This window comes from Neobacillus niacini (assembly GCF_019749295.1).
Taxonomy (GTDB): domain Bacteria; phylum Bacillota; class Bacilli; order Bacillales; family Cytobacillaceae; genus Neobacillus; species Neobacillus niacini_D.
This window is the reverse complement of sequence record NZ_JACWFG010000006.1, coordinates 167316-183295: the sequence shown is the minus strand read 5'-3', so window position 1 is coordinate 183295 and position 15980 is coordinate 167316. Positions and strand designations below refer to the sequence as shown.

17 protein-coding genes are annotated in these 15980 nt (G+C 39.3%); 2 read left to right on the top strand and 15 right to left on the bottom strand.

The window, feature by feature from the left end; translation table 11 throughout:
- Positions 1-3: 3 nt before the first annotated feature.
- From H0184_RS10755 to hpf, 3 genes are all read right to left on the bottom strand, one after another.
- Positions 4-372 carry a cbb3-type cytochrome c oxidase subunit I gene (locus tag H0184_RS10755; protein ID WP_221824283.1) on the bottom strand — a complete coding sequence of 123 codons (369 nt, stop codon included), beginning with the start codon at positions 370-372 and terminating at the stop codon, positions 4-6.
- Positions 373-493: 121 nt separating this feature from the next.
- Entirely contained in the window at positions 494-1336 is an 843-nt protein-coding gene (locus H0184_RS10750) for a DUF1028 domain-containing protein (RefSeq protein ID WP_221824281.1), read from the bottom strand.
- A 74-nt stretch (positions 1337-1410) separates the two neighbouring features.
- On the bottom strand, positions 1411-1959 hold the full coding sequence (hpf, locus tag H0184_RS10745; RefSeq protein ID WP_221824279.1) for a ribosome hibernation-promoting factor, HPF/YfiA family: 549 nt from the start codon (positions 1957-1959) through the stop codon (positions 1411-1413).
- Positions 1960-2211: 252 nt separating this feature from the next.
- Between hpf and H0184_RS10740 the strand changes: the two genes are divergently transcribed.
- The gene (locus tag H0184_RS10740) at positions 2212-2712 is read left to right on the top strand and encodes a spore coat protein (RefSeq protein ID WP_221824277.1); all 501 of its coding nucleotides are present in this window, start codon (positions 2212-2214) and stop codon (positions 2710-2712) included.
- 5 nt (positions 2713-2717) lie between these two features.
- Here the strand turns inward: H0184_RS10740 and H0184_RS10735 are convergent, their stop codons facing one another.
- From H0184_RS10735 to H0184_RS10715, 5 genes are all read right to left on the bottom strand, one after another.
- Complete coding sequence (locus H0184_RS10735) at positions 2718-3431, bottom strand: ComF family protein (RefSeq protein WP_221824275.1); 714 nt, start codon at positions 3429-3431, stop codon at positions 2718-2720.
- Entirely contained in the window at positions 3428-4921 is a 1494-nt protein-coding gene (locus H0184_RS10730) for an ATP-dependent helicase ComFA (protein WP_313771749.1), read from the bottom strand. The genes H0184_RS10735 and H0184_RS10730 overlap by 4 nt, the downstream gene beginning before the upstream one ends.
- 166 nt (positions 4922-5087) lie before the next feature.
- Positions 5088-5927, bottom strand: a complete 840-nt coding sequence (locus H0184_RS10725) for a DegV family protein (protein ID WP_221824271.1) — start codon at positions 5925-5927, stop codon at positions 5088-5090.
- Positions 5928-6053: 126 nt separating this feature from the next.
- A complete protein-coding gene (locus H0184_RS10720; protein ID WP_463674758.1) occupies positions 6054-6737 on the bottom strand; it encodes a response regulator in 684 nt (227 codons plus the stop codon).
- Between the two features lie 42 nt (positions 6738-6779).
- Entirely contained in the window at positions 6780-7925 is a 1146-nt protein-coding gene (locus H0184_RS10715; RefSeq protein ID WP_221824269.1) for a sensor histidine kinase, read from the bottom strand.
- A 262-nt stretch (positions 7926-8187) separates the two neighbouring features.
- On the opposite strand from H0184_RS10715, the gene H0184_RS10710 reads away from it, so the two are divergent.
- Positions 8188-8823, top strand: a complete 636-nt coding sequence (locus H0184_RS10710) for a YigZ family protein (protein ID WP_221824267.1) — start codon at positions 8188-8190, stop codon at positions 8821-8823.
- 56 nt (positions 8824-8879) lie between these two features.
- Here the strand turns inward: H0184_RS10710 and H0184_RS10705 are convergent, their stop codons facing one another.
- The 7 genes from H0184_RS10705 to rfbA form a co-directional block, all read right to left on the bottom strand.
- A complete protein-coding gene (locus H0184_RS10705) occupies positions 8880-9944 on the bottom strand; it encodes a glycosyltransferase family 4 protein (protein WP_221824264.1) in 1065 nt (354 codons plus the stop codon).
- A gap of 204 nt (positions 9945-10148) precedes the next feature.
- Complete coding sequence (locus H0184_RS10700; RefSeq protein WP_221824262.1) at positions 10149-10979, bottom strand: N-acetylmuramoyl-L-alanine amidase; 831 nt, start codon at positions 10977-10979, stop codon at positions 10149-10151.
- 141 nt (positions 10980-11120) lie between these two features.
- Positions 11121-12194 (bottom strand): glycosyltransferase family 4 protein, encoded by a 1074-nt coding sequence (locus H0184_RS10695; protein ID WP_221824260.1) that lies wholly within the window; start codon positions 12192-12194, stop codon positions 11121-11123.
- Between the two features lie 359 nt (positions 12195-12553).
- A complete protein-coding gene (gene rfbD, locus H0184_RS10690; protein ID WP_221824259.1) occupies positions 12554-13399 on the bottom strand; it encodes a dTDP-4-dehydrorhamnose reductase in 846 nt (281 codons plus the stop codon).
- The gene (rfbB, locus tag H0184_RS10685) at positions 13400-14422 is read right to left on the bottom strand and encodes a dTDP-glucose 4,6-dehydratase (protein ID WP_221824257.1); all 1023 of its coding nucleotides are present in this window, start codon (positions 14420-14422) and stop codon (positions 13400-13402) included.
- 15 nt (positions 14423-14437) lie between these two features.
- Entirely contained in the window at positions 14438-14998 is a 561-nt protein-coding gene (rfbC, locus tag H0184_RS10680) for a dTDP-4-dehydrorhamnose 3,5-epimerase (RefSeq protein ID WP_221824256.1), read from the bottom strand.
- A gap of 20 nt (positions 14999-15018) precedes the next feature.
- Positions 15019-15891, bottom strand: coding sequence for a glucose-1-phosphate thymidylyltransferase RfbA (gene rfbA / locus H0184_RS10675; protein ID WP_221824254.1), 873 nt, complete (start codon positions 15889-15891; stop codon positions 15019-15021).
- Positions 15892-15980 lie beyond the last annotated feature (89 nt).

The following is a 15980-nucleotide window of genomic DNA, read 5'->3' as shown; positions in this document are numbered from 1 at the left end:
CTGCTATGCTTTTCCTACATGTTTAAATACATTGACCATAAATAAGATAACACCAAGTACGACCGCTATTGAACCGATTATGGTTGGTGGCAGCGCTGCGGAAACTCCCAATACTTGAAGTGCAATCCCGCCTAACATTACTGGCACACCAATATTGTGCAGCCAAAATTGCGTCTTTGCTAGTTTTGTATTTGCTGCATTTGGATATAAGTGATAAATGATTCCAAACAATGCCATTGTGACCCAGCCGAGCAAGTTAACATGGGCATGTACCGAGGTAAAACGGAAATCATGGATAATTCCCATTGTCAGACCTGCCAAAACCCCAATAGAGAAATACACCGTTGCTATTTTTAAATATGCTTTCCCCACTTTTTTTCTCCCCCTAAGAAAAAAATTTTGGAACTACTATACTATATTTCAATTACTGGTCAATATTACTATTTAAAACATAAAAAAATCCTTCTAAGGGATTAGAAGGAAGTAAGAATAATTATGATTTTTTCATAAATTCGAGAACCTCTAGGTCAATGAACCCGGAACGCTGTTCCCTCATTTCAAAATTTTCTGTGTGAATATAAGCTGTTAGTGCTTTGACTATCTCATCATTGTTTTGTGGCTCGCTGCTAAGATAGGACAATCTTGTTAGTTGATGAATTAAATCATTTTTAACTCCTCCTTCTATCGGAACGATTCGTTCAGGCTTGGAAGGAGCAAAATATAATTGCTGCAGCTGGTAAATCCTAATCAATTCTTTTATTGGATCGTGATGGTCATCAACTCTTAAATCTATATAGCGGTCATTAAAACCACCGTAACCACCTTTTCCTTTCACGATATATAGCGCTGCCGACTGCTTCCCCCTGCTATCGCCTCCGGCTTCTTGACCCGCATCTAAAGCAGCCAGGAGCTTGTCAGCGAGAGTTCCGTCACTTTCTGTAAATATTCGTGCCATTGCTTGTACAGTTTCCTCGTCTACCAAAATATTACCCTGTGCAGCAAAATGGGTGCCTGTCACCCCTCCTGCCCAATCATAGCACGCTTTGCCTGTGAAAGTAGCTGGAGTTCCTGTGGCATCAATCAGCCCTACTTGGCGCATCTCTCTGTCTGGGTCTTCCGCTAGCAGCAGTTCAAGTGTTTCCTGTGCAGATTTGCCCTGTTCCATTAATTCCAATGCTTTTGGACCGTATGCTGTATTGGCATAGGATTGTGTTGCCACCGCTCCTGCTCCTGCCTTTGCCCAAGGAACCACCGCACCTACCCCTAAGAATTTAGACTGAACGGCAATTCCCCATTCTTTTTCAATGGGATCAAATCCTACGATTGAAAATGTCATATCTACTACCACCCTCTTAAAGTTTTTTTCAGAAAAACGCAGCCCCGAATGCTCAGGACTGCGTTTGTGTATGATTAGTGAGTTTCGATTAAGCCGTATCGGCCATCTTTACGCTTGTAAACTACATTTGTGCGGTTAGTGTCAGCGTTATTGAACACGTAGAAGCTGTGTCCTAACAGGTTCATTTGCAGAATTGCTTCTTCGCTGTCCATAGGCTTAAGGTCAAAGCGCTTTGTGCGGACAAGTTCTAAATCATCCTCATCCTGATCAGCCGCTTCTGTATTTTCAGAAGTTGCAAACGTAATTGGGAAATCACCCTTTTCACGGAATTTACGATTAACCTTTGTTTTATGCTTGCGGATTTGACGCTCAAGCTTGTCTGAAATCAAGTCAATGCCAGCATACATATCTACATTGGTTTCTTCTGCTCGAAGAACTAGATTTGGCAGGGGAATGGTTACCTCTACTTTAGAAGTTTTATCTTGATTGAATCTTAAATTCACATTTACCTTTGCTTCAGGTGCTTCTGTGAAATATCGTTCCAATTTTGAAATTTTCTTCTCAACGTAATCTCTGATTGCTGGAGTTACCTCAATGTTTTCACCACGAACGTTATAATTCATTTGTGGACTCCTCCTTTATATTCCTATGTAGATACATTTCTATTTTACCCTATGATTCTCCTGCTAAATCAGAACAAAAATTTTGTCGAAATTTTGACAAAAACACAGGGGAAATAGTGAGAACCACTTTCTAGACCTTTACTGACTTTTAAATCGTCCTTACATCTTTAGTCTATAATGTTCAGGGACAAATTACCACTTTTATCTCTTATGAATAGCCTACATAGGTAAAAAGCGAATGGAGGCTGACCAATGGAACATCAGGAAAGAAAAACACTTGCATGGCATGAAACATTAGAACTTCATGAACTCGTTGCATTTCAATCGGTAGGGTTGATGAAAGTAAAATTGGCCTATAAAAAGGTACCCGACCCTGAACTTAAACAAATCTACAATAAGTGTATTCATGAACTTGAACATAACCTCACTGAGTTACTGAAATTTTATCCATCTGCTCCTGTTTACCAAGATAGAGAGGAAGACGAAGATTATCGTGAAGATGTCGGCTTCTATGCTGGTGACCTATTAAGCCTTTCCAAAGCATTAGTCCGCAACTTAGCTGTAGCGATTACCGAAACCGCAACACCAGCTTTAAGAACTGTACTTACCAAGCAAATCAATGCTGGCATAAAGGGACATGAAAGAATATTTAATTATATGTACAAAAATGGGCTTTATCCTTCCTATGATTTAGGCAGACTGCTGGGGTTAGATATCGAAAATGCCCAAAAGGCCTTGAAAATGAAATATTAACATAGTTATCGTGCGAGCGTTAAGGATTGAATCCTTTCCGCTCCCGATTCCTTTAATAGCTTGGCAGCGTGCCTAAGAGTGGATCCCGTTGTATAAATATCATCAATTAGCAGGATGGCCTTTCCTTTTATTTCAACTGGGTTAACTTGAAAAACCTGTGGAATATGAATTCTCTCCATTCTGGACTTTTTTGATTGTTTTTCCGAGTGTACTCTGGTCAGAAGCTGTGTTGGTGCAAAACCTGATTCAATTATCAGTGCTTCTGCTTGATTAAATCCCCTCTCATAAAGCCGCTCGTCACTCAATGGAATCGGAACAATCATATCAGGCTTTATTTTTTTCAAAAAGACTTTTAAATAATCTGCGAATATTTTTGCAAGAACATAATCTCCCCGAAATTTATATGTTGCCAGTACCTCCTTGAAAAAATCATTGTAAATAAATATAGAATGGTTACGTTCAAGATAACCACTCCATTGGTCGTCCTCCTCCCACCTTATACAGTCGTTACATAGTTCCCCTTTACGGAAGTTTTCATCAAGATAACTAAGCATACGGCCGCAAATTTGGCAGGTTTCTCCCTCAATTTTTTCAAACCTTATCTCACAGGTTTTACAAAGAAACTGTTCTTTTTCTTCCGAGAAAATAGCGCCCCATCCGATTGGATTCAAAATGATTTCATGGCAAATCAGACAATGTGCGTTGGGGAAAAGTTTCATGTTTCAATAAGCCCCCTTCGGATTCCTTCATGATTCATGACAGTGATTTGTTTTCTTGCCTTTAGCATCGCCTCTGTCTTTCCATAATGAAAAAACGTCACAATACCGTCGGGATAATCCTTGCTCCGTCCAGCTCTTCCTGAAATTTGGACAAGGGCACTATCGGTGAAAATATCATCCTCTGCACCAATAACAGCAACATCAATATTGGGAAATGTAACTCCTCGTTCTAAAATCGTAGTGGTTAGTAATAAGGGAATTTCTTTGTTCCTCATTTTTTGGACTTTTTCCTTACGGTCTGGGTCTTCGGCATGAACAGCCTCAATGTCGGGGGACAATTGCCTCAGGATGGGTAGAGCTTTTTCCATTAAGGGAATGTGAGGGAAAAACACTAATGCTTGCTTATGGTTCTGGATTCTCTCTTTAATCCAATGAAGAACATTAGCAGGGAGTTTGTCTTTTTTTAAATGCTTTTGCCAGTTGCCACACCAGGTAAAGCGAGGTACCGGAAGCGGATGACGATGGAATCTGGCCGGGATCGTGGTAAAAGCCCTTTTTCCTGTCCTGCACTCCCTTTGCCATTTTTCATTCGGAGTCGCCGTTAGGTAAATCATGGCTGATTCAGGTCTTCTCGCCTGCACAGCGGCATATTGAAGTGATTCCTCGACTGTATAAGGAAAAGCATCAACCTCATCCAAAATTACCGTATCGAAGGCATGATAAAAGCGGAGGAGCTGATGGGTAGTAGCAATTGTAAGCGGGGCATAAAGATGGCGCTCCTCACTGCCGCCATATAAAGAGGCAGCCGTAATTCCTGGAAACGCTGCTTTTAATCTTGGAGTAAGTTCAAGGACAACATCGGTTCGCGGCGTGGCAATACAGACTCTTTTTTTCAAAGCAAGTGCCGATTCAATGGCTGCGAAGAGAACCTCCGTTTTCCCTGCACCACACACTGCCCAAACAAGCAGTTCCTTATTGTTATTCACCGCTTCGACTACATCGTTGGAAGCTGCTTGCTGCCCATCCGATAACCTGCCTTTCCATCCAAGGATACTTTCAGGTAATGTGTGAACAGGATTGGGTCCATTCCAGCCAATTAAAGGAGTACAGGCACTGATTCTTCCCATCATCAAGCATTTGCGGCAGTAAAGGCAGATTTCTCCGCACCGCGAGCAGGGAAACTGAGCAAACCAGTTTTCTTCCTTGTTCCCACATCGAGAACAAACAGGTAGACCTCTGATATATTCAATTCCTTTTCGGTAGGTAACATAACCATTTTCATAATGTTTTTGAATTTCTTCAAGAGTAAAAGGGAGATCATCCAGAATGAGCTGTTTGCCTGTCAGAAGTAATTGTAGGTCTGGGTTGAAGACGAAATTTAGATTGAGTGTTGGTTGTGGAATAATTGGAATTTGTGAAATTGGTATGGTTGTCTCTTTTTCTTTATCTCGAACCGGAAATAAACAATCATCCTTTACATGGAAACGCACAAAAATAGCCTCCATTCTTTGTCATTGAATACCACTCCTTTCTAAGAGTTTTCAACATGAACTGTCAATATTCCTGCAAAATGTCGAATAATATTTTCATAAAGCAGCAGAAGTTTATTGTATTATCAAAAAGCCAGGGCAACCGTTCGCCTGGCTTCTACATTCATTATTTTTTCATCCATCCTAGTCCCATGGCACCTTCTCCTAGATGAGTGCCGATAACGGGGCCGAAGTAGCTGATTGAGAATTCTACATTGGGATACATGCTTTCGAGCTCAGACTTCCATTCCACTGCTTCTTCCTCACGGTTAGCATGAATGATAGCAGCCTGATAGGGAGCTCCGCCTGAAGCATCTTCACCTAACAGGTCGACAATCCGTTTCATTGCTTTTTTTCTTGTACGGATTTTTTCAAATGGGACAATGACTTTGTTTTCAAAGTGAAGAAGTGGTTTCACCTGAAGCAGGCTGCCGATAATCGCTTGCGCACTGGAAAGACGGCCGCCTCGCTGCAAATGTGACAGGTCGTCCACCATAAAATAGGCACGTGCTGTTTTTTTCAATTCCTCAAGGCGTGACATGATCTCCCTTGCTTCCACACCATCTTGAGCCATTTTCGCAGCTTCAATGGCATAGAATCCTTGAGGCATACAGCTGATTTCGGAATCAAAAGGGTAGACTTTAATACTTTCTGCCATGGTGCTAGCAGTAACAGCACCAGCAAAGGTCCCGCTTATCCCACTGGAGAGATGAATACTAATGACCGCCTCATAATCTTTAGAAAATTGTTCAAACAACTCTACAAACTGGCCTATTGGAGGCTGTGAGGTGGTGGGCAGTTCTTTTTCCTTTACTTGTTGATAAAATTGTCCTGCAGTAATATCTACTTCTTCCTGATATGCCTCACTGCCAAAGATGACATTTAAAGGGATCATATGTATATTCCATTTATCGCGTAATTCTTTAGGTATGTATGCTGTACTATCCGTAACAACGGCCGTTTTCATAATTGGAACCATCCTTAAATATATGTTTTTTTCTATTTTATATGAAAAACATGCAAAATGCATTTTTTTACAAAAAACGAGGGCACGCCCATTTCTAGAGCGTGCCCTCATGTTAATCATTATTATTTATCGAACTTCTACCCATCCGTTTTTAATAGCAACTACAACAGCTTGCGTACGGTCGTTAACGTTCATTTTTTGTAAGATGTTACTTACATGGTTTTTCACCGTTTTTTCACTGATAAATAAAGCTTCCCCAATACCGCGGTTACTCTTACCATCTGCCAGCATTTGCAGAACTTCACATTCGCGGCGCGTTAACAGATGTAACGGACGACGAAGCTCAAGTGTTTGAACGAAGGCACCTCCGCCTGTACGCCCTGCTGTCAGCTTTCGGTATTCGTTTACTAGGTTATGAGTCACTTTCGGATGCAAGTAGCATCCGCCTTCTGCTACGACGCGGACAGCCTCAATAAGTGCATCTGCGTCCATTTCCTTTAATAAATAACCTCTTGCACCTGTTTGAAGTGCATGCGTTACATAATTTTCATCATCATGAATAGATAAGATAATAATTTTAGTATCTGGGAACTTCTCAGACAATTCACGTGTGGCCTCTATTCCGTTCACCTGAGGCATATTAATATCCATAATCACTACATCTGGTTTATAGGCATTAACAATCGTTACAGCGTCACTGCCGTCATCTCCTTCAGCAACCACTTGAAATGCCTTTTCGAATTCTAGAATTCGTTTTACCCCTTCTCTAAATAGCTGATGGTCGTCGATAATTGCAATCTTAGTCATCATTTATTTCCCCTCCTGCTCCGCAATAAAATCATTTAATTTAGTTTAAGCCGGTAATGGAACAACAATAAAAACTGCGGTTCCTTTTCCAATTTTAGATTCAAACGTAATATTTCCTTCTAACAGCTCTACCCGTTCCCTCATTCCGATAATCCCGAATGACTCGGGTTTTTTCTGAGTCGTATCAAAACCTGACCCATTATCCTTGATTAAGACGGTTAGCTCATTCTTTGTCATTTCGAGCCTAACTTTTATTTCACAGGCATCGGCATGCTTCAACGCATTTTGCACAGATTCTTGGATCAATCGGAATAGTGCCACTTCATATTTAGCAGGAAGCCTGCGTTCTAAACCAATGTTTATTAACTCAATTCTCGACTTGTTATGATATTCTTCGATTGTTTGTAAATATTTTCTGAGGGTAGGGACTAGGCCTAAATCATCAAGCGCCATCGGGCGAAGGTCATAGATAATTCTTCGAACCTCATAAAGAGCGGCGCGGACCATCTTTTTGAAACTGCCAATTTCTTTGAAAGCCTCTTCAGGTCCTTGTTCACGATAGACACGATCCACTAAATCAGATCTCATAATGACATTGGCAAGCATTTGTGCTGGACCGTCATGAATATCTCTAGAAAGCCTTTTTCTTTCTTCCTCTTGGGCCTCAATAATTTTCAGCCCAAAATCCTGTTTTGCTTTAGCATTCTGTAATTCCTCACCCATAAGCTTTAAATCACTCATAAGGTAATTCATGACAACAGAAATCTGTGAAATCAGCTGGTCTGCACGGTCAATCGTTTCATCCAGCCCCAGCAGCCTGCGTTCAAGGTCTGCCCGTTTATCCAACAGCTGTTTTTTATATTGCCAATTAATGGACAAGTCCATCTGCAATTGATGGGCCTTTTCGTATGCTTCTCTAACCTCAGCTTCGGAATATGCTTTAAAATTCATACTTAGCTCGGATAGTGTTAATCTAGCCTTAAGCACCTGTTCTTCAAGGCGCTCTTCTTCTGCATTCAGTTTCACCATCATATCTCTAATGGTTCTTAACTCACTTGTCATATTATCGTAGTCTTTTCGGCATTGCTCACTTATCTGAAAGATGTCACTTTTACTGCTAGTGACGGTTTCAATCATCTCTTCTCGAATTTCATCAATTGATTTCACATTAATCTTCTGAATTTTCGCCATGCTCTCCTCCAGAGATTCCTTTTTACTAGTTTAACGCGTATTGGAACATTTTACTATATCTAAGCATTAAACAAAAATTTTCCCAACTTTCTAGTTCATAAGTAGTATAATGTTTGTTAACAAAACTACTATTTTAAGAAAATAGGGTTAACACCATTTAACCATTATTTATTATAACACGGGAAATTTACTTGTATATTAAAGTTATATTACACCAATGTTTTTTTTATATTATTGGAATAATGCTATGGAGGGAAAATATATGCTGTCTCAGTATTTTACGGTTAGGCCAGAGGTAGGAGAGCATGAGATAATTATCCAAAAGTCGAGATTTATTGCCCATATTAAAAGAGCAGAGACGGAACTCGAAGCGCAGGAATTTATCCAATACCTAAAGAAAAAGTATTGGGATGCTGCTCATAATTGTTCTGCTTATATAATTGGTGAACATGATCATATCCAAAAAGCCAGTGATGACGGAGAACCCAGCGGGACTGCAGGAGTACCCATTCTCGAAGTTTTGAAAAAAAAGAAACTTAAAGATACCGTCGTCGTAATTACCCGCTACTTTGGCGGGATTAAGTTAGGAGCAGGAGGTTTAATTCGCGCCTACGGGAAGGCGACTTCAGAAGGTATAGAAACAGCTGGAATTGTTGAAAGAAGACTGGTCCAGACCATACATGTGAAGATTGATTATACTTGGCTTGGGAAAGTTGAAAAAGAGCTCAGGGAGTCAGAATATATCATAAAGGAAATTCATTACCTTGATATTGTTGAAGTTGAAGTATATGTAAATGAGAACCAAGTGAGTGTGTTTATCGAATGGTTAACTGAACTTACAAACGGACAGGCTGGACTTAAAAAAGGGGAAACGACATACTTGGAAGTTTTACTCTAGCAAAAAGTGACTGACTCAAATGCCACACCTTGTGCCATTTTGAGTCAGTCACTTTTTTAGGATCGGTCTTTTGCGGCAGTAATTCCAAACATGCGCAAAATCTTTAGTAAGGGATGAAAGTTGTTTCCCATCAAACCAATTTTCTCAGCAATGAATTCCATTAATAAAATAATCAGACAAATTAAGAAAATAGAAACACCGATTCTCGCCTGTGAATAAATAACAGCCACAAGTCCAAAAAAGGATGCCATTGCATAAATCAAGAGTACAGTTTGCCTGTGAGAGTAACCCAGCCTGAGCAGACAATGATGCAAATGTGATTTATCGGGAGCTGATAACGGTTGTTTATTAATAATCCTTCGCATGATAGCAAAAAAAGTATCTGAGATTGGAACTCCGAGGATAATTACCGGAATGATAAAGGAAATAAACGTTACGTTTTTATATCCGAGTAAGGAAAGGACTGAAATTACAAAGCCCAAAAATAATGCCCCGGTGTCACCCATGAAAATACTTGCAGGATGGAAGTTATAATATAAAAAGCCCAATGTTCCCATTAAGACAATCGTTCCTACTGCAACAACAAACAGGTTCCCCTGAATCAGTGCCATTCCTGAAATAGTTATTAAGGCAATGGAGGATACCCCTGCTGCTAACCCATCTAATCCGTCAATCAAGTTGATCGCATTTGTAATACCAACAATCCAAAGAATGGTAAATGGAATACTTAAATACCCAAATTCTAGATGTCCTCCGAAGGGGAGATTAATAAAAAGCACTTGAAGGTCACCTAAAAATACAACAATAAAGGCAGCAGCTAATTGACCTATAAGCTTATACTTAGCTGATAGTTCAAATAAATCATCACAGATTCCTGTAATGACAATAATGGAACTGCCTATAATAATCGGGATGAAGGCTGGGTTTAAAGGTTTCAAAATTAGCATTCCAATAATAAAGCTAATAAAAATGGCCAAGCCTCCGAGCCTTGGCATGGTAAACTGATGAACCTTGCGCTGGTTCGGCTTGTCAGTTGCCCCTATAGAAACGGCCAATTTTTTTATTAGTGGAGTTATAAGAAGTGAAGTGATAAAACATACTATCAAGGTGTAAAACAGCATACAGACCCTCCTCGATAGTATCTTGTCCATAAAAGTAATTTTGAAAACGGGGATTGTCTAGTAAAAAAAAGGAAATCATTTTTATTTTGACTAAAAAAGAAAAGAATCTAAAACGGTGTTTTAGACTCGGAGTTTATCTGTGAAGCTTTCCTATTATAGATCAGTGATACGTTGTTACACTATATGCCTATTGGTACTTATTAATTATCTCCTCCATGCTGCCGCTTGTTCTCGAGTCAGTATCCTCATATTGCTATCAAACTTTGAGATTGAGGCAGTGGCTTCTTTGTAATTTGCCATACCTGTATCAAATGGGCCCACTAAAAATAAAATCGAACCATCTGGTCCACGCTTAGTATCATAGTTATGCCCTGTCTTTACAAGATAATTATGAATTTCTAACAAGGCTGGTCCTGCATAACCACCAGTGTCAATATAACGAATCACGTTTGTAGGCTGATTTACTACTTCATTCCTTCTCCTCAAATTGAACTTTGTTACAATTGCATCAGCAATAGCTCGACCTACTGTAGCTCGGTAACTGACTGTTTTCATTAATGCTAATTCCCCCGGGTTGGTCATAAAACCACCTTCAATTAGCAGACTATTCATATTTGTAGCACGTAAAATCTGAAAATCCGCCTCTTTTAATCCACGGTTTCTCCGATTCGTGCGGTTAATTACATAATTATGGATATGCAAAGCTATATCACGATTTTGCGCTGAGGCAGTAGGATGAACGAAAGTTTCAATTCCGTTTGCTGAAGGTGCTGCTGCATTACCGTGTACAGAAATATGAAGGTTTGAACCCCATTGATTAACACGGTTAGCTCGTTCAGATAACGGTACATCTATTCTGCCAGAAGGGTCGTCTACACGTAATTGTTCGACATTTTCGTAATGTGAAAGAGCTTCCATGGCATAGTCAACTACACCATCGTTAAAGTCCCATTCATACATCGAGTTGTCAAGCGCACGTTTTCCAGGTGTAACACCAAAGCCAGCATGTCCTGCATCCCAAGATATTTTTACCATTACTTATCCTCTCCTTTACAATAGTAAATGAACTTTGATTCATTTTTGTGTAGGTTAAACAAGCAAAAAATTTTATCTTTATTAAGTTTTGTAAATAAAAAAAGCCTAAAACAATGTTTTAGGCTTTCTATAAATCTAGTATTATCTATTTTTCACATTAGCCGGCTTAAGGCCCTTAAGGAACTTTAAGAGTGGCTTATAATCCTCACGGATAAGTCCAATGCTTTCTACAACGAGCTCTATTGTTATTAAAAGAGAGAATATGACAATGATTGAGCCCCAAACGGTTGATTGTGAAAAAACAAACGCAGCTAAGCCGAACAATGCAGCCATTGCATAAATTAATAAAACCGTTTGCCTATGAGTAAATCCTATTTTCAACAAGCAGTGATGAAGATGTGATTTGTCTGGTGCTGATAACGGCTGTTTGTTTACGAACCTCCGAATAATCGCAAAGAACGTATCCGAAATTGGCACACCGAGAATAATAACAGGGATAATCAATGAAATAAATGTTACATTTTTATAACCTAATAGTGATAATACAGCAATCAGATATCCCAAGAACAAGGCACCGGTATCGCCCATAAAAATCTTTGCTGGATGAAAGTTATACAATAGGAAACCTATCGTACTTGCAGCGACAATTAACGCCATAATCGTAACATATTGATTCCCCATGACCATGGACATTCCTGCAATTGAAAATAACGCGATGGACGAAACACCGCCTGCTAACCCATCTAAACCATCGATAAGATTGATTGCATTGGTAATCCCGATAATCCATATCATTGTCATTGGGATGCTTAAGTATCCAAAGTCAATAACACCGCCGAAAGGAAGATTAATGAATTCCACTTTCAAACCGCCATAAATCACAACAACAGCAGCTGCAGCAATTTGACCAAGCAGTTTTACTTTAGGGGAGATTTCCTTCACATCATCCACCATGCCCGTTAAGATGATGATGGCAGCACCGATCATTATGGACCAATGGAATTCTCCATACATTAAGGTATTAGGTTTAGTAATAAGTGTCCCGATGATAAAGCTTATAAATATCGCTAATCCCCCAAGTCGAGGCATAATACGCGAGTGAACTTTTCTTTGATTAGGTTTATCTGTTGCTCCTATTTTAAAAGCAAATTTTTTAACTAGCGGCGTAAGTAGTATGGACGCAAAAAAACAGATAGCTAGAGTAATATAAAGCATATGCCCCTCCAAGTTTTACGTATCTATATTTTTATTACTTTAATAGTTTGTATGAAGTCGATATAACGTATCCTAATGGATTATAGCATAGTCACAAATAGAAATAAACTAGGATTTCCGACAATTATCTCCCTTTAATAGGATTGCAATATAAATGCAAAAGATGATAACACCAATGTAATATGAATGTAAGCGAATACCTAACTTGAAAAACCCTTCACATGTCTGACAAATTACAACATTTAATTTCCATTCATATAGACGTCTACCTGAAAGAATAAGTTACATAATTGTTCTTTTGTTCATAATTAATTTTTCCCTATAACAGAAAATACCCCTTTAAAAGGGGTATTAAACAATTAGTTATTTGATTGTGATAAATAGGCCGCAAGAGCTTCTTTCCAATCACGAAGCGGTGTTAACCCTTGCTTTTCAATCATTTTCTTGCTTAACACTGAATATTTAGGACGTGCCGCAGGACGTGGAAATTGTTCACTTGTTAACGGGTTAACCTGAACATCCATTTTTGCCTGTTTAAAGATTTCTACTGCAAATTCATACCATGAGCAAACACCACTGTTAGTGGCATGATAAATTCCATATTTATCAGTTTCCATTAATTCAACCATGAACTTGGCTAGATCGACTGTATAGGTTGGAGATCCAACCTGATCGTGTACAACACCGACTTCGCCACGCTCTTTACCAAGACGAATCATGGTTTTAACGAAATTATTCCCATACACCCCATATACCCAAGCCGTACGGACAATAAAAAACTCGTCTAAATGCTTTTGAAGAAGCTGTTCACCAGCCAGTTTCGTTCTTCCATACGCACCAAGCGGTTTTGTAGGTTCATCAACCTCATAGGGCACAGAAGCGGTACCATCAAAAACATAATCTGTACTAACATGCAGCAATTTTGCACCAATCTGTTTAGCAGCCTTCGCCAGGTTTTCCGTACCAATCGCATTGATAAGGTAAGCATCCTCTTCATTCTCCTCAGCTGCATCCACATTCGTGTATGCCGCACAATTCAGAATAATGTCGGGCTTCATTTCATTTATATATGCAATCACATTTTCTTCTATCGTAATATCTAATTGCTGCCGGTCCGCTCCAACACCTTGATGATTTCTTCGCTCCAGCTCCAAAAGTACATCCTGGCCAAGCTGACCTGCAGCACCGGTAACAACAACCTTCATTTATTCTACCTCTAATCTATCGCCATATTGAGATTTCACATAATCTTGGTATTCACCAGAAATGATATTTTCCCACCATTCACGATTATTGAGATACCAATTAATGGTCTGGTCAATACCTGTATCGAAATTATATTTTGGAGACCATCCAAGCTCTGTACGAAGCTTTGTGGCATCAATCGCATAACGGCGATCATGTCCCGGACGGTCCGTAACAAATTTCATTAATGATTCTGGTTTATTTAGATGCTGTAGGATCGTTTTAACAATTTCAATATTTGTACGTTCATTATTTCCGCCTACATTGTAGACTTCACCATTACGTCCTTTATGAAGAACCAAATCAATCGCCTGACAATGGTCCTCCACATGCAGCCAGTCCCGAATGTTTAAGCCATCTCCATAGATTGGAAGTTCCTTATCATGCAAAGCATTGATAATCATCAATGGAATAAGCTTTTCAGGAAAATGGAACGGTCCGTAGTTATTAGAGCAGCGTGTAATATTTACAGGCAGACCGAATGTCTCATGGTATGCACGAACGAGCATGTCAGCTCCTGCCTTACTAGCACTATAAGGGCTGTTTGCAGCAAGAGGTGTTTCTTCTGTGAAATAGCCTGTCTCACCCAAAGTACCATAGACCTCATCCGTTGAAACTTGAAGGTATTTCGTAACACCGAATGTTTTTGCTGCATCAAGTAAAGCCAAAGTACCTTGAATATTAGTTTGTACAAAGATACCAGGATCCGTGATGCTGCGGTCTACATGAGATTCAGCTGCAAAGTTCAACACATAATCAAACTTCTCTTCTTTGAAAAGGCCATTAATAAATTCACGGTCCGCGATATCTCCACGGACGAATTTATAGTTAGCTGCATTTTCAATATCTTTAAGATTTTCAAGATTTCCAGCATACGTCAACAAATCTAGGTTAACGATGGTGTATTCAGGATATTTATTAACCATATAACGGACAAAGTTACTGCCAATAAAGCCAGCACCGCCTGTAACTAATAACTTCATAGTAAAATATGCCTCCTATTTTTCGTACACAAAATTTAGATGAGCTGCAGCACTTAAGGTTGGGTGCTTCGTATCTTTATCAGAAAGAATTGGATTTTCAGTCGGCCAATCAATTCCTAATTCAGGATCATTCCAAAGAATTCCGCCATCATGCTCAGGTGAATAATACTCATCTACTTTATAGGCAACAGTCGTATCAGGAACGATTGTACAAAAGCCGTGAGCAAATCCCTTTGGAACGACAAGCTGACGCTTATTATGCTCGCTTAAAATAACCCCCACCCATTGCCCATAGGTTGGTGAACCTTTACGAATATCAACAGCTACATCATAAATAGCTCCTGTTACACAGCGGACAACCTTTGTCTGCGCTTTAGGATTCAATTGGAAATGTAAACCGCGCAGTGTACCAACAGCAGCTGATAACGATTGATTATCCTGTACAAAATCATAATGTAAGCCCAGTGACTCAAATAAATCTTTATTATAGCTTTCCATAAAATAACCACGATGGTCGCCAAAAACCTTCGGCTCTAAAATCTTTAAATCAGGTATTTTTGTATCAATAATTCTCATCTTACTACCTCACTTCTTGTTTACTTTCCTTGACTCGCAATTTTCACCAAGTATTCACCATATTGATTCTTCTTTAAAGGCTCTGCAAGCTCTAATAGCTTTTCCTTTGATATATAGCCCATCTTGTAAGCAATCTCTTCTAAACATGCGATTTTTAAAGATTGTCTTTTTTCAACTGTTTCAATAAATTGACCAGCCTCGAGCAATGATGCATGGGTACCCGTATCTAACCAGGCATAACCTCGTCCAAGAAGCTCAACATTTAGTTCACCCATCTCTAAGTATGCCTTATTAATGTCTGTAATTTCTAATTCACCGCGTGGTGAAGGAGAGATGCTTTTTGCGATATTAACAACACGATTATCATAGAAATATAGTCCAGTTACCGCATAATTCGATTTAGGTACTGCAGGCTTTTCTTCAATCGATACTGCTTTTCCTTCTTCATCAAATTCAACTACACCAAAACGTTCTGGATCATTTACGTAATAACCAAAAACCGTTGCTCCCGTTTCCCGTGCGGCAGCTTTTTTCAAATGCTCCGTTAAGCCATGACCATAGAAGATGTTATCTCCTAGTACGAGCGCAACGTTATCATCACCAATAAATTCATCACCTAAGATAAACGCTTGAGCTAACCCGCCAGGATGTGGTTGAATTTTATATGTAAAGTTCATTCCTAAATCAGAGCCATCACCTAAAATCTGTTCGAATCTTTCTGTATCCTCAGGTGTAGAGATAATCAAGATATCCTTTATGCCAGCTAACATTAGCACTGATAGTGGATAATAAATCATTGGTTTGTCATAAACAGGTAATAATTGTTTTGAAACTACTTTCGTTAAAGGATAAAGTCTTGTCCCGCTTCCGCCTGCCAAAATAATACCTTTCACGTAAACCCCTCCTATTTACTCATTTTTTACTTTTTTAATCCATTTCTACAAAACCTGACAAGTTTTCCATTCCCCATTATAAAGAAGGT

What these genes read in the sequence shown, in the direction of transcription:
- H0184_RS10750 (WP_221824281.1), bottom strand. Translation starts at nt 1,336, where the DNA reads ATGACATTTTCAATCGTAGGATTTGATCCCATTGAAAAAGAATGGGGA.
- hpf (WP_221824279.1), bottom strand. Translation starts at nt 1,959, where the DNA reads ATGAATTATAACGTTCGTGGTGAAAACATTGAGGTAACTCCAGCAATC.
- H0184_RS10740 (WP_221824277.1), top strand. Translation starts at nt 2,212, where the DNA reads ATGGAACATCAGGAAAGAAAAACACTTGCATGGCATGAAACATTAGAA.
- H0184_RS10735 (WP_221824275.1), bottom strand. Translation starts at nt 3,431, where the DNA reads ATGAAACTTTTCCCCAACGCACATTGTCTGATTTGCCATGAAATCATT.
- H0184_RS10725 (WP_221824271.1), bottom strand. Translation starts at nt 5,927, where the DNA reads ATGAAAACGGCCGTTGTTACGGATAGTACAGCATACATACCTAAAGAA.
- H0184_RS10720 (WP_463674758.1), bottom strand. Translation starts at nt 6,737, where the DNA reads ATGATGACTAAGATTGCAATTATCGACGACCATCAGCTATTTAGAGAA.
- H0184_RS10715 (WP_221824269.1), bottom strand. Translation starts at nt 7,925, where the DNA reads ATGGCGAAAATTCAGAAGATTAATGTGAAATCAATTGATGAAATTCGA.
- H0184_RS10710 (WP_221824267.1), top strand. Translation starts at nt 8,188, where the DNA reads ATGCTGTCTCAGTATTTTACGGTTAGGCCAGAGGTAGGAGAGCATGAG.
- H0184_RS10705 (WP_221824264.1), bottom strand. Translation starts at nt 9,944, where the DNA reads ATGCTGTTTTACACCTTGATAGTATGTTTTATCACTTCACTTCTTATA.
- H0184_RS10700 (WP_221824262.1), bottom strand. Translation starts at nt 10,979, where the DNA reads ATGGTAAAAATATCTTGGGATGCAGGACATGCTGGCTTTGGTGTTACA.
- H0184_RS10695 (WP_221824260.1), bottom strand. Translation starts at nt 12,194, where the DNA reads ATGCTTTATATTACTCTAGCTATCTGTTTTTTTGCGTCCATACTACTT.
- rfbD (WP_221824259.1), bottom strand. Translation starts at nt 13,399, where the DNA reads ATGAAGGTTGTTGTTACCGGTGCTGCAGGTCAGCTTGGCCAGGATGTA.
- rfbB (WP_221824257.1), bottom strand. Translation starts at nt 14,422, where the DNA reads ATGAAGTTATTAGTTACAGGCGGTGCTGGCTTTATTGGCAGTAACTTT.
- rfbC (WP_221824256.1), bottom strand. Translation starts at nt 14,998, where the DNA reads ATGAGAATTATTGATACAAAAATACCTGATTTAAAGATTTTAGAGCCG.